The sequence below is a fragment of the Oculatella sp. LEGE 06141 genome (assembly GCF_015207605.1).
Classification (GTDB): domain Bacteria; phylum Cyanobacteriota; class Cyanobacteriia; order Elainellales; family Elainellaceae; genus Oculatella.
The window spans coordinates 52,145-68,660 of the sequence record NZ_JADEWO010000006.1; the positions used below are offsets into that span (position 1 = coordinate 52,145).

Annotated in this window: 12 protein-coding genes; 6 read left to right on the forward strand and 6 right to left on the reverse strand. The window is 51.4% G+C overall.

Annotation, left to right across the window (positions count from 1 at the left end; translation table 11 throughout):
- Positions 1–69: 69 nt before the first annotated feature.
- Both thiL and IQ268_RS06370 read right to left on the reverse strand, forming a co-directional pair.
- Positions 70–1,083 carry a thiamine-phosphate kinase gene (gene thiL, locus IQ268_RS06365; RefSeq protein WP_193876901.1) on the reverse strand — a complete coding sequence of 338 codons (1,014 nt, stop codon included), beginning with the start codon at positions 1,081–1,083 and terminating at the stop codon, positions 70–72.
- Between the two features lie 58 nt (positions 1,084–1,141).
- Positions 1,142–2,296, reverse strand: a complete 1,155-nt coding sequence (locus tag IQ268_RS06370) for a peptidylprolyl isomerase (protein ID WP_193876694.1) — start codon at positions 2,294–2,296, stop codon at positions 1,142–1,144.
- Here IQ268_RS06370 and IQ268_RS06375 point away from each other — a divergent pair.
- The 3 genes from IQ268_RS06375 (at position 2,288) to accB (ending at position 3,780) form a co-directional block, all read left to right on the forward strand.
- Entirely contained in the window at positions 2,288–2,503 is a 216-nt protein-coding gene (locus IQ268_RS06375) for a hypothetical protein (protein ID WP_193876696.1), read from the forward strand. The genes IQ268_RS06370 and IQ268_RS06375 overlap by 9 nt on opposite strands.
- Positions 2,504–2,586: 83 nt before the next feature.
- Entirely contained in the window at positions 2,587–3,144 is a 558-nt protein-coding gene (gene efp, locus IQ268_RS06380) for an elongation factor P (RefSeq protein WP_193876698.1), read from the forward strand.
- Between the two features lie 111 nt (positions 3,145–3,255).
- Positions 3,256–3,780: an acetyl-CoA carboxylase biotin carboxyl carrier protein gene (gene accB, locus IQ268_RS06385; RefSeq protein WP_193876700.1), complete on the forward strand. Its 525-nt coding sequence runs from the start codon at positions 3,256–3,258 to the stop codon at positions 3,778–3,780.
- A gap of 44 nt (positions 3,781–3,824) precedes the next feature.
- Here the strand turns inward: accB and IQ268_RS06390 are convergent, their stop codons facing one another.
- From IQ268_RS06390 to IQ268_RS06400, 3 genes are all read right to left on the reverse strand, one after another.
- Positions 3,825–5,216, reverse strand: a complete 1,392-nt coding sequence (locus IQ268_RS06390; protein WP_193876702.1) for a glycoside hydrolase family 3 protein — start codon at positions 5,214–5,216, stop codon at positions 3,825–3,827.
- A gap of 193 nt (positions 5,217–5,409) precedes the next feature.
- Positions 5,410–9,414: a magnesium chelatase subunit H gene (locus IQ268_RS06395; protein WP_193876704.1), complete on the reverse strand. Its 4,005-nt coding sequence runs from the start codon at positions 9,412–9,414 to the stop codon at positions 5,410–5,412.
- A 379-nt stretch (positions 9,415–9,793) separates the two neighbouring features.
- Complete coding sequence (locus IQ268_RS06400) at positions 9,794–11,356, reverse strand: glycosyltransferase family 39 protein (protein ID WP_193876706.1); 1,563 nt, start codon at positions 11,354–11,356, stop codon at positions 9,794–9,796.
- Positions 11,357–11,573: 217 nt separating this feature from the next.
- Here IQ268_RS06400 and IQ268_RS06405 point away from each other — a divergent pair, with 217 nt between their 5' ends.
- Both IQ268_RS06405 and IQ268_RS06410 read left to right on the forward strand, forming a co-directional pair.
- Positions 11,574–12,836, forward strand: a complete 1,263-nt coding sequence (locus IQ268_RS06405) for a lipid-A-disaccharide synthase (RefSeq protein WP_193876708.1) — start codon at positions 11,574–11,576, stop codon at positions 12,834–12,836.
- Positions 12,837–13,176: 340 nt separating this feature from the next.
- Positions 13,177–13,470, forward strand: a complete 294-nt coding sequence (locus IQ268_RS06410) for a DUF2470 domain-containing protein (RefSeq protein WP_193876710.1) — start codon at positions 13,177–13,179, stop codon at positions 13,468–13,470.
- 94 nt (positions 13,471–13,564) lie between these two features.
- Here the strand turns inward: IQ268_RS06410 and petH are convergent, their stop codons facing one another.
- Entirely contained in the window at positions 13,565–14,785 is a 1,221-nt protein-coding gene (petH, locus tag IQ268_RS06415; RefSeq protein WP_193876712.1) for a ferredoxin--NADP reductase, read from the reverse strand.
- Positions 14,786–15,400: 615 nt separating this feature from the next.
- Here petH and IQ268_RS06420 point away from each other — a divergent pair.
- A complete protein-coding gene (locus IQ268_RS06420; RefSeq protein WP_193876714.1) occupies positions 15,401–16,411 on the forward strand; it encodes a phosphoribulokinase in 1,011 nt (336 codons plus the stop codon).
- The last annotated feature ends 105 nt before the right edge of the window (positions 16,412–16,516 follow it).

Here is a 16,516-nt window from a genome sequence, read left to right on the forward strand (position 1 = left end):
TGACGCTGCCCTGACTGACGCTGACCTGAGTACGGTACAGCGCAGGTCGTCCCGCTTACTGGTGGGAGGTTAAAAGTGCTGAAAGCCTTTCTGAAGGTTCAGTTGTTCAGAACGGGTTTCTGTACGGTCGGTTAATATCACTTCGTTACCAGCGGCGATCGTACCCACAATGGCGGCTCCTGTCCCCAACCGCTTCACGACTGCTTCCGCAACTTGTTGTGTCAAACACAGCACCAGTTCAAAATCTTCTCCACCATACAGCGCCCACTCTAGCGCTTGCTCAGCAGAAAGCCAGTTGTGGACGGCGGGCAGTGTTGAAATGCGATCGCGATCGAGCCGAGCGCCAACCCCGCTAGCCCGACACAGTTGCAGCACAGCATCGGCTAAACCGTCGCTGCTGTCCATGCCAGCCACTCGATAGGGAGCAGAGACGGCCTCAAACACCGATTCGAGTAAGGGAAGCACGTCAAACCGGGGAACAGGACGCTGATGCGCCTGAATGAGCCGTTGCCGCTCGGCTTCCCTGAGCATTAGAGCGCTGGCTGGCTGTAGCAAAAGCTCTAACCCGGCTCGCGCCACACCATGAACGCCCGTCACCAAAATGGCATCTCCCGGTTGAGCTAGCGAACGGCGAATGGCTCGGTTGGGCAATACTTGTCCTACAGCGGCGATCGCCACGGTTAACACAGACGAACGGCAAACATCCCCTCCCACGATTGCCGCACCGTAGCGCTGTACGCACTGCGCCATGCCCTCATAAAGCTGCTCCAGCCAGGTAACTGATGTTTCTCCTGGCAGGCTCAGGCCGACGGTGATGCCCAACGGTGTCGCTCCCATGGCAGCCAGATCAGATAGGTTGGCCGCCGCCGCTCGCCAACCCACATCCGCCGCAGAGGTCGTGCGATCGCTAAAATGCACGCCATCGACCAGGACATCAGTGGTCATTACAAGTGCCTGGTGCGGCTGCACGGTTAGCAATGCCGCATCGTCGCCTACCACATCTGGAGGGCAAAATTGCTGCAACCGAGCCAGTAGACCCTGTTCGCCAATATCCGTTACGGTGAGGGGCGATCGTTGATTCACGCTATGTTCTTGTTCGCTGTGGCAAATGGGCGATCGCTCGGCTTCGCTTCGGTTTGGTTCAGGTAATTGGTGTAGGTTGCACCAGGTTTTCGGCACCGTCAATTACTCTGGCTGTTTCAATGCGATCGCCCTGCTTGAGCTGACCCAAAACCTCTTTGTTTTCGGTGACATAGCCAAACACCGAGTAACGCCCATCCAACAAATTGCGTCCGGCAGGGGTTAATTCTGCTTCAAACAGGAAGAAAAAGAATTGGGAAGAACCGCCGTTAGGGTCATCGCCAGGACGAGCCATCCCCAAGGTGCCGTAGGCCGAGAACGGCAACACGGGCTGATCGAGATAGCGCCCCGATTCTTCCAGGGTGACACCATAGGTGGGTTCAGTATCTCCTTCCACCAGAACCTCAATTGGGATAGAGCGATACTTTCCGGTTTTGGGGTCGATAAAGCCTTCATCTGCTCCCGGCGGATCGCCCACCTGCACCACATAGAAGTCTTCAGCCCGCGTGAACTCTAAACCGTCATAGAACCCACGCTGTACTAAATCTATAAAGTTACCTGCCGTAACTGGAGCGCTGTAGCCGTCTACCACCGCTTTCATGGTTCCTTTGCTGGTAACAAACTCGACGGTGGCTCGTCCCTTGAGCTGAGGCAGATTGCTGTACTCAGCGGGAACCTCAAACGGAAACTGGCTCACCATTAACTCTTCCAGTTGTCCTACCAGGTCTAGCAGTTCGCCTCGCTTGAGCCAGAGCTTTTCTCTGTCTTTTTCCTCAACGCCCATTTGCATGTCGTCAAGACCCGATTGCAGTTGAGCGACGATCGCCTCTGCTTCTGGCTTGCGCTCCTGAGCCACACTACCCAAAATTTCGGTCTGTTTGGAATCTAAAATTCGTCGTGCCCGCTTCAGGTTGCCGTTAATTGCCCCAAATCGCTTGCGGGTTCGCAGTGATTCTGAAGTCTCTTCTATACTTTTCTGAATGTCGCGGATGGCTTCATTATCAATGGGCAGCGCATACCGCAGCAGCGCTTTGCCGTCGGTGATGGCATTGCCTCCTGGCAAGGCGCTGATCAAAACCGGATCGGCAGCCGCCGAGCGGTTCCAGCTTATCGTGCTAATTCCCAGCAATGAGACCGTTAGCAGAATGACCAACGCTCCCGTTTTTAGCCAGCGCTTGAGTGCAGTCATCATTAAATGGCTTAAAGAGTGCAGCATAAAAATTATCCCAGAGGCTTATACATCCACCACGGCATTATTAGCCTACAGGGTGAAAATCCCATGTTTAATCTTGCCATAGTGAGAGACGGGTGCAGCAGAAATGCCAATGCACCGTTTCAGCCAGAAGGGTTGCGATCGCCAGAATGGTTTTCCTGCAATCGTGCGTTTCGCGGCGAGCCTTCCGCTTCAAGCATTCAATTCTAAAAAAATCAACTCGCCGCTCTCCACCTGCTTACCCCTTGAGCGGTAAAATGAATTGCCGATGTTCTCCCTAGACAACAAGATTCATGATTTCCAGCAACGACTTTCGCCCTGGTGTCAGCATTGAATTAGACGGCTCGGTGTGGCGAGTCGTGGAATTCCTCCACGTCAAACCCGGAAAAGGGTCTGCGTTTGTTCGCACTAAACTCAAAAACGCTCAAACGGGCAGTGTGGTTGAACGAACCTTCCGGGCAGGTGAGACGGTTCCTCAAGCCACGCTTGAAAAGAGCGTGATGCAGCATACCTACAAAGAAGCTGACCAGTACGTCTTCATGGATATGGACAGCTATGAGGAAGGTCGTCTCAGCGCAGCGCAGATTGGCGATCGCGTCAAATATTTGAAAGAGGGCATGGAAGTGAACGTGGTTCGCTGGGGCGAGCAGGTTATAGAAGTAGAATTGCCGAACTCAGTGGTTTTAGAAGTCACCGAGACCGATCCCGGTGTGAAGGGAGACACGGCCACGGGTGGAACTAAACCAGCCATTGTCGAAACGGGGGCACAGGTCATGGTGCCGCTGTTTATCACCATTGGTGAGCGGATTAAAGTAGATACCCGCAACGACAGCTATTTAGGTCGTGAGTAAGTTCTGCCATCAGCGGCTGATTAGGAACGGCAAATGTCAGCCGCTGATGGTAGAGCCGGAGCGATCAGTCGGAGCCGATCAAGAAATACGTTAACGTGAGCTATATAAATTGTGGAATTAGACTTCAACGAACTCCGCGAGTTGCTAGCGGCGCTAAACCAGACGGATATTGCAGAGCTGACCTTAAAGAGCAACGATTTTGAGCTGGTGATCCGCAAGGGTACACAGGGCAGCGATCGCGTTGTCATCCAGGAGCGCAGCAATGTCCCTGACGCTTTAACGGTTCCCAGCATTTCGGTTGCTCCAGCACCGTCAGCCACCCCTAGCGCAACGGCAACAGCGGCAGTTACCACGGCAACTCCGGCTCCGACTTCTGCTCCATCGGCTACCGAGCGACTGCTCACGATCACGTCGCCAATGGTGGGCACTTTCTACCGCTCCCCTGCACCTGATGAACCGCCGTTTGTTGAGGTGGGCGATCGCATTCGCTCTGGACAAACGGTGTGCATCATTGAAGCCATGAAGCTGATGAATGAGATTGAGGCAGAGGTTTCTGGTGAAGTGGTTGATGTTTTGGTGGAGAACGGCGAACCCGTGGAATATGGGCAGGTGTTGATGCGGGTCAATCCAGGATAGTTAGCGCTGAGCCTGTCTGCTTTTGCTCCAGGGCTAACGTGCGCTTAGCTCGACTTTTCGGTTTCAGGATGGGGAAGTGTGGGGCGATTGCTCATGGATGCTGCTAATCGGCGTTGGCTAGTTTCTAACTGTTTTACGTTTAGAAGTCCGTTTGTTTCTGCCTTGAGTAGTGCCATCATCGCTTCATAATACAGGTCGGTATCGTAGGAAATCAGGATCAGGTCAACGCCAGCGTTGAGTGAGGCGATCGCTGCATTTTCAAGCCCCAATTCGCTGCCGTACACGGCTTGCATACTGAAATCATCGGTAATTAAAACGCCTTGATGTTGCCAACTGTCTCGCAGGATGCCGGTAACAACAGGTTGAGAAAATGAGACAGGATGGCGATCGTCAACGGCCATTAATTTGGCATGTCCCAGCATGACCACTGCATTTGATTGGCTCATCACCTTACGAAAAGGCACCCAATCAGCCTGAGTTAATTCTGCAATAGAAGACCACAATTCGGCCTCTTCAATGTGGGTATCGGTTGCCACGCCCCCCAACCCCGGAAAATGTTTAATAGTGCAACGAACACCGTAGTCTTCTAACGTCTGGCAATATTGAAGCGCTACGTCGGCAACTACCTGTTGATGGGTTGAAATGGCTCGTCGATAAATTTGCGAAAACTTATCCCTGGGGTTAACGACGTTTTTATTCAAATCAACCACGGGGGCAAAGTTGAGGTTTACACCCAGGTTCGCTAACTCTTCTCCATGCACTCTGGCATATTGAATTACGTCTGCGGTTTGTTGATCCATACTGTTTGCTGAATCACTGTTTGCTGAATCAACGATCTGTGCCAGTGGTGGTAACTGTGTCAGCGGTGGAGACAAGCGTGAAACAATTCCTCCTTCTTGATCGGTTGCAACCCACAACGGCGGCAGATGATGTTGAACTCGCGCTGATTGCAGCGCTGCAATTTCCTGTTTAATTTCTAATACTGTTTTGTTTTTAATATTGCGTCTAGTAATGAAAATACCGCCGATCGCTCCTGTTTCTGCTAGCTTTTTGACCTCATCAATATTGCGATATCCCACCACAAAATGTTGGCCTAATGCGGCTAGCTGAGCCGAATTAGAGTTTAGTATCCTTTGCTTCGCAAAATTGAATTTAAGTTCGGACGTGGTCAGGATGGCGATCGCCCCAAATGCGATACTCAGTATCAGTAACCCACCTATTCTTGAACTGCGATGTTGATGCTTAAGGCGAACCAGTTCAAGCCCAAACAATCCAACGCCAAGTAGCAGAAGTATCCAAAATAGTATGTTTCTGGTTCCTGCAAATAAAGGGGTTCTTAAATAGAGTGCCAGACTAAAACACAAGATAGCTAAACTGCACTTTGCGATCGCCACAAAAACCGCCACAACAATGGATAAATAGTTTGATTTAACCATCAGATTTTTCAGTCAGATCCTCTGAAGTTTAGTGGGCAGCAGATGGGTTAGGGACATACCGATACGTCACCCCAACCTATCCATTGACCGCTATACAAACGCTAAATAAACGCTAAACAAAACAGAGACGCTGCACGCAACGTCTCTGTGATGACTTATCAATGATTACAACTGGCTAAAGCAAAATTTCGGATTATTCAATTCCTTCAATCCGATCTTCTACTTCTTGATACAGTTCGCGCAGCATATTGAGATTGCTTTCGCTCGTTTCCCAGTAGCCGCGCCCGTTAACCTCCAGCAAGGTGCCCACAATTTTGCGGAACGAGTGCGGATTCATGTTCAGCAGCCGTTGCCGCATGGCCTCATCCTGGATGAATGTGGCATTGGTGTCTTCATAAATCCAGTTGTCTACGGCTCCAGCCGTTGCCGACCAGCCCATAGTATTAACCAGGCGCTTCGACAGTTCCCGCACCCCCTCATAGCCATGGGAGAGCATTCCCTCGTACCATTTGGGGTTAAGCATTTTAGTCCGAGCGTCTAACCGCACCGTCTCAGAGAGCGATCGCACCTGAGCATTCGCCGTGGTGGTATCTGCAATATAAGATGCTGGCGTTGTGCCATCACCCCGCAAACTAGAAACCAACTTGGTGGGGTCAGAGTCAAAGTAGTGCGACACATCCGTGAGCGAAATCTCGGACGAATCGAGGTTCTGGAAGGTCACATCCACCGTTTTAAGCGCCGTCTCAAACAGTTCGCGCGACTGCTCCATCATGCCGGGGTTGTCGGAACTAAAGGCAAAGGATTTGCGTGCCAGATACATATCTTGCAGTTCCGTTTCACTTTCCCAGGTGCTGTTTTCCACCGCCAGGTTGATGTTAGAAGAATAGGAACCAGAGGCATTAGAAAACACGCGGGTTGCCGCCTGACGCAGGTTCACACCCAGGTCTTCTGCTTGCTTCATCGCGTGTTTGCGAACATAGTTCATCTCCAGCGGCTCATTGGCTTCTGCGGCCATTTTGATAGCGCGATCGAGCAAACTCATCTGGTTAATGAACAAATCGCGGAACACGCCAGAACAGTTCACCACCACATCAATTCGGGGTCGCCCTAACTCTTCTAGAGACATTAACTCCAGTTTGTTGACCCGACCCAACGAGTCAGGCACCGGACGAACACCCACCAGCATCAACACCTGCGCCAGCGATTCGCCGTAGGTCTTGATGTTGTCGGTGCCCCACAGCACAAAGGCGATCGTTTCTGGATAGGTGCCGCCGTTTTCTGCCTTTTGCCGAGCCAGCAGGCGCTCGACCACAATCTGAGCCGACTTAATCGCCGCAGTGGTAGGAATCGACTGGGGATCAAGGGCGTGCATATTCTTGCCCGTTGGCAGCACATCCGGATTGCGAATGGGATCGCCACCAGGGCCAGGAATCACATATTCGCCTTCCAGCGCCTTGAGCAATGCCCCCAGTTCGTTATCGGCAACCACCTGTTTCAGGCAAAACTCCAGATATTCAAACAGCGGTTTGAGCTGTTCAGGATCAACCTTGGAATAGCCCGCTTCGTGCAACACTTCCACCCAGGGCGCTTTTTTGCCCATGTTGAAGAAGTTGAGCTTAGAGACGCGAGACACGCGGCCATCGGCATCGGTTTGCTCTTTCACCAGCGCCGCAACGGCAAGGCGAGTTGCCTGGTTGATGTCGAATAGGAGCTGCACGTCGTCTAAAACGCCGCGATCGCTATTCTTGAAGATCTGATCCAGATCGCGCCCAATGCTGTTGGCAATAATGCGCGGCAGACTCACAATCTCTTCTTCGGTGCGATCGAGACTGGCAATGTTAACCAGGGTGGCGATCGCTTCGGTGGCGGTGGGCGGTTTGCCGATCACATGCAGGCCACAGGGCAGCAGACGCGACTCAATCTCCATCAACCGAATGTACACCTTGCCCACCAGCGCATCCCGCTCCTCGGCACTGAGATCGGCGGCATCTTGCTCTGGCAGTTCAATGTCCTTGTCCAGATTGACCAAACGGCACTTGTCAACGATGGCATTCACAATCGGAACTGCCCGACCAGAATCCTTTAAGGTTTGATACGAAGCAATTAGCTCGCTCAGCTCCTTTAACCCTTTATAGAGTCCAGCATTTTCAGCGGGTGGAGTCAGGTAGCTAATGGTTTCGGCATAGCTGCGGCGTTTGGCGATCGTCGCTTCCGAAGGATTATTCGCTGCGTAGTAATACAGATTGGGGATCATGCCAATCAGCGAATCGGGATAGCAATCGCCAGACATTCCCATTTGCTTACCCGGCATAAATTCCAACGATCCGTGTGTGCCAAAATGCAGCACGGCATCCGCTTGCCAGATATGCTCCAGGTAGGTGTAGTAAGCTGCAAATCCGTGGTGGGGGCTAGCCGATCGCGAGAACAGCAGCCGCATTGGGTCGCCTTCATAGCCAAAAGTAGGCTGTATTCCAATGAAGACATTGCCAAAATGCTTGCCAAACACCAGCAGATTTTGCCCATCCGTATTGAGATGCCCCGGAGCCGCACCCCAGGAATCTTCCAGGCGCTTGTGATACGGTGTCAGCGCTTCATACTCCGGTACAGTCATGCGATAGGCCACATTCAGTTCAGGGCTGCTGTACTGCGCCTGAGCATCGTGAATCACCGCTTGCATGAGCGCTTCGGCAGAGTCGGGCAGATCCTGCACGTCGTAGCCGTTGCACTTCAGCGCTTGCAGCACTTCATAGATGGAACCAAACACGTCTAAATAAGCGGCGGTGCCGACGTTGCCCTTATCGGGCGGGAAGCTAAAGACGGTGATGGCTACTCTCTTTTGCACCTTGGGCTTGCGGCGCAGATTCGCCCATTTCATCGCCCGTTGCGCGATCGCTTCGACCCGATCTTGCAGCGCGATCGCCTTGCCAGTGTTGCCATCCCGACCCGACAAAATAATCGGCTCGATCGCTCCATCCAACTCCGGAATGGCGATTTGGAGCGCTACCTGAATTGGGTGCAGACCCAGATCGCTGTCCTGCCACTCTTCGGTGGTCTGGAATACGAGCGGTAGCGCCACCATATAAGGACGATTCAACCGCTTCAGGGCATCGATCGCCTTGGGATGATCTTGACGAGCTGGCCCACCCACCAGGGCAAATCCGGTTAATGAGATTGCCACATCAACTAGCGGTGCAGAGACCGTACGGCTATCCCCTTTGTTAGGAGACTCGTGGAAATAAGCATCAACTGGTTTAGAAAAATCTAACCCGCCCGCAAAGACCGGGATCACCCTTGCTCCCATGCATTCCAGTTCTTGCACCATCGCCACATAATGAGCGTCGTCGCCCGTTACCAGGTGGGTGCGTTGCAGCACTAACCCCACGCAGGGAGCCAGCGGATCTTTTAGATCATCTGAAATATCTCGACGAGAGCTGTACCAGTTGAAATAGTCTTTGACATCTTCAAACATGCGGGGAGCCAGCGGATGCCAGATTCCCATATCGGGGTAAGTGACCGGATCGCGATACTTCAGCGGCAGATCGCGGCTCGTTGTAGCACCCGACACATATTTGTCGGCCAACATCAGCAAAAAGTTTTCCAGATTTTCGGCAGAGCCACCCAGCCAGTATTGAAAACTGAGCATAAAGTTGCGGGCATCCTGCGCTTTGTCCATTGGCAGGTACTTCAGCACCTTGGGCAGGGTTTGCAGCAACTTCAGCATTCCATCCTGGAACGACGACCCAGACTTCTCCTTCCGCTTCCGCATGAACTGAGCGATCGCGCTTTTCGACTGACCCAACTGCGCCATCGAAAAACTTCCCATTTTGTTGAGCCGCATCACCTGCGGCATGGAGGGAAAGACGACAGCAACATCCAGGCGATCGCGATGCGGCTCAACAGCAGCCACAACCTTGTCAGCCAGATCTTCAATGAAAATTAGAGAAGCAATGAAGATATTGGCAGTAGCAATGTCCTGCTGGAAGGCTTCGTAATTTTCTGGGTTGCGGAGTTCTTCGAGCAAATAACCGCTGATTTCAACAGCCAGATTAGGATTGTTCTGATTGATCGAGCGGACGGCGGCTGAGAGTGAACTTTGGTACTGTGGCTCTAGCACGACATAGACCACTTTGATCAGAGACCGCTCCTGAAGAGATTCAGGGGCAATGTGTCTGATCGTGGGCTTGACGTGAGTGAACATGCGGTTAGGCTCCTTTGCAAGGCTGTGAGCGTGTAAACCATCAGCAGTCAGAGTTGCAAATTGTGAGGGGTGGCGGGCGCAGCACCAATATCGTGCTGCCGAAACCCAGGCAACTGCTGATAACGAATGGTCGAATGTAAAAACGTTACATGAGTGTTTTTACCAAAAAACCCTTACCAAGTGACCATTCAGACGCTCATCTGACACAATTCGAAAAAATATCCGAGATATTTTTTTACAATCATTGACAAATTAATAAAGCGTCTACTTCAACGGTTATTAAGTTTTGTCAAGCCGACCACAGCGGCTTTTTGGCAACCATTTTCAATAAGCCCTCAGTGTTCAGTAGGGGGAGTTCCCCGAAGGGTGCGCGGTAAAATTATCGATTTACCTGCCACAAATCTCCCACGATGGGAGTGAGGCTTGCCTGGTAGTTTTGCTCAAATTGCGTCCGAAATACCTCCGGCAGGTTAAGCAAAAAGACGGTATTGGCATTGAGATCAATAGGCGGGACGTTGAAGGATTCTCCAACCTCGGACAGCAGCAAAAATCTTGTTTGCGGATTTAGTACGTAGCTGAGCGATACCACATTAGCCGGATTCACTCCAAACGCATCGCTAATGACCAGAGGGCGATCGCTGGCATTAATGATGCGTGCCATCTCAGGGTTGGTGTAGCCTACCACTTTGTTCCACCAGGTATCCGCTTGGGCACTAACCGCACACGACGCGATTCCGGCCAGCACTGTTATGGCTGCGATCGCTCCCCAAAGGCGAAGACGCATCAGGTTTGTAGTACGAAGACGCTGGGTTAGCAGATAGGCTAGGGCTAGGTGAATACCAAGATGGCTTGGAATTAAATAACGGGTGACGGTCGATCGCTGCCCACCCAGCACCAGATCGGGCAGCAGCAGCGCAACAAAACTAGAAAACGTGAGGCACAACACAAACAGCCAAACCCTGGATGATGTGCGGCGGCACAGGTAATACAGCGCATACCCCTCCAATAGCAGCACGGGTACGATGAAGAAATAGGCTCGCAAATCATCCAGGCTGAAATCGAAATCAACAATCAGGCGACTAACGTTAAAGGCCCACATGTTTGCCATCGTCGGTAATGTGAGCGACTGAGTCGTCCATGCGGTTGATCCCTTAACCGTGTCGGCATAGGTGCGAATGAAATACATCCACGGGCTGAGAACCACCAGCGCGATCGCAGAACTCACCAGATAGGAAACCGATCGCCGATTTAAGCTAAAACCCGTGTTGATTAGTACATAGAGGGCATGTCCAACGGCAAAAAGGGCGGTCAGCAAAAACGTGTAGAACGACAGAATGAGCGATATGGCATAGAAGCCCCAGTTTCGTATCGTTGGCACGTTCATGGCTCGAAACAGGGCGATGCTACACAACAACACCGTGGCCGTCCACAGGCTATACTCCCGCGCTTCCTGAGCGTAAAGTACATGAAACGGAGACACTGCTATTAGTGCGATCGCTACCCAGCCTGTCAGCGGGCATTCAAACAGCTCTAAACACAGCCAATACAGCAGCGGAAATGTCAACAAGCTGGTCAAGGCCGAGAAACTGCGAATAGCAGTAGCCGAGTCGCCAAACCACTGCGCCCATGCTTTCGCCAGAACATAGTAAAGCGGCGGATGTTGAGAATCTTCAGCGCCCAAAATTTGAACGGTTAACCCAACCCCTCTCGACGGATCGAGGCGCTGGAACGCTTGCAGATCCTGGACTGTAACCTCTTCTCCCCTGAATGCTCGTTCAACTAATTCGGAGCGGCTATGCCCTGTAATGTGCAGGGAGGTAAAAACCTCATCATGCCAATAGATTTTGCGATCGAGGTTAGCCCAGCGAAACACAATCCCCAGTACTAGAATGGCAACACACAACAATCGCACCCAGGTCAGCCGATCGTTTGGTTTTAGCATCTGCTTCTTTTCAGTAGAGGACGAGGGTAAACCGTTGAGGGATCAAACCGTAACCGTCTGGGTCAAACGACTATTTCCCATTCAGCAAAACGTACGGTTCAACCATACTCGCAAATATTTAACCTGGCGAAAATTGAGCCGTCCGTGAGACACTTGGGCACAACGGTCACTGATACATCAATACATTTATTCAGCAGGGTGCAATAGGAGTTGCCTTATGCAGCCAATCGACATCCTTGTGTTATCGAATGGGCCAGGCGAACTCACCACCTGGGTAAGACCAGTTGTACAAGAACTACGGCAAACCTTGGGGCACGATCGCTCGCAGGTTCGTATTTCGGTAGTGCTTTCTCCCTGTCCCAACGCTAGCGGGCGAGAAGTAAGCCTTGCCCAGCAGATGCCTGAGGTCGATCGCGTTCAGGGGGCAGATCGCTTTTTTCCGTTTTTGCTCTGGGGAAAGACAGCGGAATCCTGGGAGTGGCGCGATCGCGGCGTTATCATATTTTTGGGTGGCGATCAGATCTTTCCCGTCATCATTGGCAGGCGGTTGGGCTACCGCACCGTCATTTATGGAGAATGGCAGACTCGCTGGCATCGCTGGATCGATCGCTTTGGGGTGATGAAGCCAGAACTGGTCGAGCGGGCTGATCCCAGATACCAGCACAAGTTCACAGTCGTAGGCGATTTGATGGCAGAGGCCAGTGGGCATACATCCTCCTCGTTGCAAGCTATTACCCAAGCCTCTTCCGCTGAACTGATTGGACTGTTGCCCGGTTCAAAGTCTGCCAAACTGGCGCAGGGCGTACCGCTGGGGCTGGCGATCGCGCAACACATCCATGCCGTCCGGCCTCAAACGCAGTTTGTAATTCTGGTGGCACCGACGCTCGATCTGGAGGCAATCGCCAAATATGCCGATCCGGCCTTTAATCCCTTTGCGCTTACGTTTGAGGGCGGTACAGCCGAACTGGTGACTGAACCAAACGGTGCTTACTTTAAAACGGCAAGCGGGTTGCGAATTGAGCTGTGGACTGAAACCCCAGCCTACGATGTTTTAGCTCGATGTCGGCTCTGTTTAACTACGGTCGGAGCCAACACGGCTGAGTTAGGATCGTTAGCCATTCCCATGATTGTGTTACTTCCCACCCAGCAGCTCGATTCTATGCGTGCCTGGGATGGCTTACCGGGCTTATTGGCAAACCTGCCCGGTGTTGGTTCAATGTTTGCCAGGGTGATTAACGGGTGGTTTGTGCGAACTCCTCGGCTGTTAGCATGGCCGAACATTTGGGCAGGAGAGGCGATCGTCCCAGAGCTAATCGGAAAACTCCAGCCGCAAGAGGTGGCAGCAGTGGCGCTAAACTGGCTGGAGCATCCCGACCAGTTGGAGCAGGTTAAGGCTCGCTTGCAAGGGGTACGGGGGCAGGCTGGGGCAGCGCATAAACTGGCTCAAGTGGTGTGTGACACGTTAGCAATGGAGGACTAGCGGCTTCTGAACTGGCGATACGCCCCAACGCGGCAAATCGTGTCTCTACGGTTCTTTGTTCCCTGCGTCTGTTGGCAAGTTACTATTTGATCAAACCGATTGATCAAACCAATGAATCCGTCCAGCGAATGCAGAACGCACGCAATGTAATTAACGTCCTGATTAGCATGGCCTTGATTTCGTTCATTGCAATGAACCTATTCCGGCTAGTAGCCTTCTTTTTACAGGGGCAGCCAACTCCCTAAATCACCCAATCGATCAGCTCGATAGATCACCCGATAGACCGCCAGTAGTGGCTTGAAATTTAGTTGTTTAGAGACAGGATAGTACGGAATTTACTATGGCTGACGCATTTTCCTCTGAGGTGAGCGATCGCATCTGCAAGCACATGAACGAAGACCATGCCGATGCCGTCACGCTATATGCCAAAGCATTTGGTGGAGTTACTGAGGCGATCGCCGCTCAAATGCTCCAAATCGACGCTCAAGGCATGGACTTATTAGTTCAATCAGAGACAGCAACAACTCCGGTGCGAGTAGCATTTGACCACACGTTGCAAGACTCGGAAGACGCGCATCATACATTGATTGATATGGTAAAGCAGGCAAGACAGACCGCCGGGAAACGCGAATAAAAAAGTACCCGGAAAAGCGATCGCTTTTCCGGGTACTTCCGGTTTTGATCTAAACAACCAGTCAACCAGGGACAGCAGTGCTAGCCCTTAAACCTTAGTAAGTTTCAACGTGCCAGCGGCCTTCTTTCTTGGCTTGCTTTTGATAGTCTTTCCACTCCACTCCATCCTTAGCCGCCGCTACAGACAGAGCTTCGTCGATGCCACCCTCCATTCCCTTTAGACCACAAATATAAGTGTGGGTCTTCGGGTTTTGGATCATCTTCCAGAGTTCATCTGCGTGTTCGGCAACACGGTGCTGAATATACATCCGACCACCTTCCGAGTTCTTTTGCTCACGGCTGATGGCATAGGTCAGGCGGAAATTGTCGGGATACTGTTCCTGAATCTCTTCCAACTCCTGCTTATAAAGGATGTTGGGGCTGGTTGGAATACCGAAGATTAACCAGGCAAACCCTTTATAATCGTTGTACTCTGGGTTTGCTTTTCTCTCGGCATCCTTAAACATGCGCCACAAATACGCACGGAAGGGAGCGATACCCGTTCCGGTTGCCAGCATGATGACGTTGGCCTCTGGATCGTCAGGCAGCAACATTTCTTTGCCGACTGGCCCCGTAATTTTGACGTCTGCACCCGTTTCTAGATGACACAGGAACGTCGAACAAACCCCATAGACGGTTTCACCCGTTTCAGGATGCTTGTACTCCAACTGGCGAACACAGAGAGAGACCGTTTTGTCATCAACGTGATCGCCATGCCGGGTAGACGCGATCGAGTACAGTCTCAGTTTGTGCGGCTTGCCCTTCTCATCGGTACCGTCTGGAATAATGCCAATACTTTGACCTTCTAAATAGCGGAGATCGCCTTCAGAAATGTCAAAGATAAGATGGCGAACTGTACCAATACCACCCTCGCCGACTAGTTCTTCGTTAGAGATACACTTGCCGACAAACGGTGCATTTGGACGATAGATGTTGACAGGAACATCAGATTTAGCCTTGGCTTGAGTCATGGGCTTTTTCTCTTCTGCTGACTTCGTTTGCGGTGACTCAGTGCTAGAGGAGACTTTGCCATTAGCGACGCTATCAGCGGTCATCGGGCGAATACTGACGATCGTGCCACCCATGCGGGTGATGCGCTGCATTTCCTGATTCATGCGGTTGTAGGGCACCGTGATAAACACGCTGCCGCTCTGACGAATCGGATAATCCCTTTTGTCAGTTTCCGAGTTTTGGCGTAGACCTTCTACTTCATAGATAAAGAGACGGCTACCGTAGTCTGTATTAGCAGCACCACCCGCTGCGCTTGGATTGTACATCGGTAATCAATAACTCTCTGAACCCAACTTGTTGAACGCGCTGTAGTTACGTGCCATTTCTCACGACATGCCAACTAAGCGATCGGAACGTTAGTCCGCAAATCAGACCTAATCTGCTATTAGCGTAGCATTGCAAAGCCGCTCTCACTCACTGAAGGAGGCAAGTGAAGAAAAATTACGCTTACCTCCGCTCCACCATAACGAGCAATTTAGGGAAAGAATGTCAATTTCATACCAATTTCATTTTCAATTTCAGTTTCGTAGTGGGCACAATGCCTTTAGCATGAGTATTAGCAACCGAAATGTTATCCATAGAACTCTTGTAGGGATGCATGGGTTCTGGTAGGATCAGGCTATTCTGTAGTACTAAATACCTACCAGCTCCATTCATCTGCGATCGCCTGAGCTTTTTCTAACCGTGGGTAGATGAACCGCTGCTTATTAATTGCAATGGTCAGCCGTTTCATCTTGATACACATCCTAGGTCAGTAAAAGCGACAGGAATCGAAGGGAAAGAGTCACACTGAACCACAGTTAGGCTGCTTCCACATTTTTCAGGGTTTAAACCTGTCCAAATTTCATTCAATATAGCCGTTTTATTTTCAGAGGAAACCTATGACCAGTCAGCCAGACCGTGTGGTTATTATTGGCGTAGCCGGGGATTCCGGATGCGGTAAATCGACCTTCCTTCGCCGCTTGGCAGATCTGTTTGGGGAAGAGTTATTAACAGTCATCTGCCTGGACGATTACCACAGTCTGGATCGCAAGCAGCGCAAAGAAACTGGTATCACTGCTCTTAACCCTAAAGCAAACAACTTCGACCTGATGTATGAGCAGGTCAAAGCGCTGAAGGAAGGAAAGTCAATCGAGAAACCCATTTACAACCACGAAACGGGGATGATTGACCCACCCGAAACTATTCGCCCCAACCGCATTATTGTCATCGAAGGGCTTCACCCGATGTATGACGAACGGGTGCGATCGCTGCTTGACTTTAGCGTTTACCTGGATATTGACGACGAAGTGAAAATTGCCTGGAAGATCCAGCGCGACATGGCAGAACGGGGTCATCGCTACGAAGACGTGCTGGCTGCTATCAACTCTCGCCGTCCCGACTTTAATGCTTACATCGATCCGCAGAAAGCTCATGCCGATGTGGTGATTCAAGTCCTACCCACCAACCTGATTCCAAACGATACCGAACGCCGCGTGCTGCGGGTTCGCCTGATTCAGAAAGATGACGTTGAAGGGCTGGAGCCTGTTTATCTGTTTGATGAAGGGTCTACGATTCACTGGACACCTTGCGGTCGCAAGCTCACCTGCTCCTATCCAGGGATGCAGATGTACTATGGTCCCGATGCGTACTACAAAAACAGCGTCTCTATCCTGGAGGTAGACGGACAGTTTGACAAGCTTGAGGAAGTCATTTACATCGAAAGTCACCTCAGCAATACCTCAACCAAGTACTACGGTGAAATGACCGAGCTGTTGCTGAAGCACAAAGAATATCCTGGCTCCAACAACGGTACAGGTCTGTTCCAGGTGCTCGTTGGGCTGAAGATGCGTACCACCTATGAGCGGTTAGTTAGCAGTGGGGCCCAAGCGAAGGTGGCTGCTAGCAACTAATTGCGTCACAAGTTGCGGTTAGGCGTAGTTTAATTTGTAACTGTGGTTCAGTAGGGACGAGATTATCTCGTCCCTACTGTGGTTTTAGGGGGTGGAAATGAGGAG